Raw genomic sequence first — 2304 nt, forward strand, 5'->3', positions numbered from 1 at the left:
ATAAAAATAACTAATCAGCGGCTTACCGTGTTGTGGGTGAAGATTAATGTCGCAGCACACACCAAACACTTCACTAATTTGCCGTTCGGTTAGCACTTCTGTTGGGGTACCTTTAGCAATTAAACGCCCTTGGTCAAGTAGCAGTAATTTATCGCACATTGCACTGGCTAAATTCAGATCGTGTATAGAAGCAATAACACTAATGCCTAATGATTTAACCAGTTCAAGGATTTGAATTTGATAACGAATATCTAAGTGGTTAGTCGGTTCATCTAAAATTAGAATATGCGGCTGTTGCACAATGGCGCGGGCAATAAGGGCACGTTGTTTTTCACCACCAGATAACAGTTCATACTGTTGTTGGGCTTTTTGCTGCAATCCAACTTTGGTTAAGGCACTTACCACACGTTCACGGTCTTGGGCAGTGTTTGAGTCAAACAAGCCTTTATGCGGAGTCAGCCCCATCGCCACTAACTGCTCGGTAGTCATGTCAAAATAATGCGGGGTATCTTGTTGCACCACAGCAATATTCTGCGCTAACAACTTAGAAGAATATTCACTGATGGGTTTAGAAAATATCTCAATATCGCCACTGGTTGGCACAATATAACGATACAAGCAGCGCAACAGGCTCGACTTTCCTGCACCATTTGGGCCTATTAACCCTAGCATTTGACCTTTAGGCAAACTGAAATGAATGTCCGCCAGAATCGTTTTATTATCGACTTGCCAAAAAAGATGATTTACATCTAATACAGATTCAGACATGAAAGTTAGCCCGCCATGTCCAATTATTTAACACAAACATTTATTTAATAACTCCCCTAAGTCACCCGCTTAGGCATGGATATTGAGGCTATTCAAAGCTGGTATCTGACTTATGTCCCCATACTCGATGGGTACATCTACAGTTGCGGGTACAGTTTGGGCTTATCCCAATTCCCAATACCTTGAAAGGCACTATGGTTTCGACGCAGATTATTACGACAATTATGACGCACATAACTATTCAAATTACGACGCTGATTATTACGCAAATTATAGCGAAAAATAATGACACTAGGGTTGTAACGTTAAGCTCATGAAATGTTACGGCCAATGTAAGGTAAAGCTCACTTTAGCAGTATTGTTATTCATTGCAGTCGCTTGAAAAGCGTCAACCTTATCAACATCATCAGGCCAATATACATCGAGCACCATAATAGCAGCATAGGGGATCGCTAGGTTAGCGAATAATCCGCTAGATTGGCCAACCTTAAGCACATAGCCCATTAAGCAGCGCATCACCCCACCGTGAGTAATCACTAACGCATGGGGGCAATCGACAGCTTGAGCGGTTTGCGGCACGTTTTGCCTTTGTTGTTCGTCGATTGACAGTAAACAAGAGTGCTGCTGTTGACATGAGCGCCACAGTTCATCGACCACGCTCATAAGCCCGGTCTCCACTCGCGCAGCAAAATCAATCACCGACTCGGCTTTATCTGGCGTGCTATCAGCCGACCATGGGTTATCCCAATAGGCATCAAATTTAGCGGGGTTTTGCTGGTAAATTGCATCAAACGATTGCCCATCCCACACACCAAAATCTATTTCTTGCAGTGCTGGTATCGTCATTAACGGTAATGTTAATCGCTGCGTTAAAGGCTGGCTGAATTGCTGGCACCGTTGCAATGGTGAACTAAACACATGGCTAATGGGGAATTGCAGCTCTGCAAATGCTTGCTGCATTTGGGCCATCCCTGTGTCGGTAAGTTTTACATCGGTTTGGCCGCGAAATATAGACCCACCTTCGCATTCTCCATGGCGCATTAAAATTATCTTGGCTTGTTTCATTTAATTCAGCCTTGCTCTGGCAGTAAAAATTCGCGTACTATGGACGTCTATACGTTTATATGTCTAAAATACTATCTTAACAGGTAATCATTTAGAAGATAATCATTGTACGCAACAATTGTCCACGGCAGTTGTCTGCAACGGTTAAAGCAACCGTTGCAAATGACCGTTGAACATAACAATGATGTTATCGCCCTACTATTGTAAAAATAAGGGTATGCTTATCTCAATCAAGGTATCAAGCAACATAGTGATAAAAAGGTAACTGTTATGGCGAAATCGACTTCTTACAGTCAAACACTTGAACAACTTAATGCATTGTTAGCGCAGCGTATTGTGATTTTAGATGGCGCCATGGGCACCATGATCCAAGACTATAAGTTGGAAGAAGAAGATTATCGTGGCGAGCGTTTTAAAGATTGGCATTGCGATGTTAAAGGCAACAATGACTTATTAGTACTCAGCCAACCG

The 2304-nt window shown here is 42.5% G+C and carries 2 protein-coding genes, 1 pseudogene and 1 riboswitch; of the genes and pseudogenes, 1 reads left to right on the top strand and 2 read right to left on the bottom strand.

Annotation, left to right across the window (positions count from 1 at the left end; translation table 11 throughout):
* Together CXF78_RS20685 and CXF78_RS20690 are read right to left on the bottom strand one after the other, a co-directional pair.
* Window positions 1-768, bottom strand: a 768-nt coding sequence (locus tag CXF78_RS20685) for an ABC transporter ATP-binding protein (protein ID WP_102037817.1), incomplete at its 3' end; no start/stop codon positions are given.
* Window positions 769-846: 78 nt separating this feature from the next.
* A riboswitch (cobalamin riboswitch) is annotated at window positions 847-980 on the bottom strand.
* A 109-nt stretch (window positions 981-1089) separates the two neighbouring features.
* A complete protein-coding gene (locus CXF78_RS20690; RefSeq protein ID WP_102037818.1) occupies window positions 1090-1833 on the bottom strand; it encodes a histidine phosphatase family protein in 744 nt (247 codons plus the stop codon).
* Between the two features lie 270 nt (window positions 1834-2103).
* On the opposite strand from CXF78_RS20690, the pseudogene CXF78_RS20695 reads away from it, so the two are divergent.
* Window positions 2104-2304, top strand: a pseudogene (locus tag CXF78_RS20695) (homocysteine S-methyltransferase family protein); the annotation flags it as partial.

Source organism: Shewanella sp. 11B5, from assembly GCF_002836795.1.
GTDB classification, from domain to species: domain Bacteria; phylum Pseudomonadota; class Gammaproteobacteria; order Enterobacterales; family Shewanellaceae; genus Shewanella; species Shewanella frigidimarina.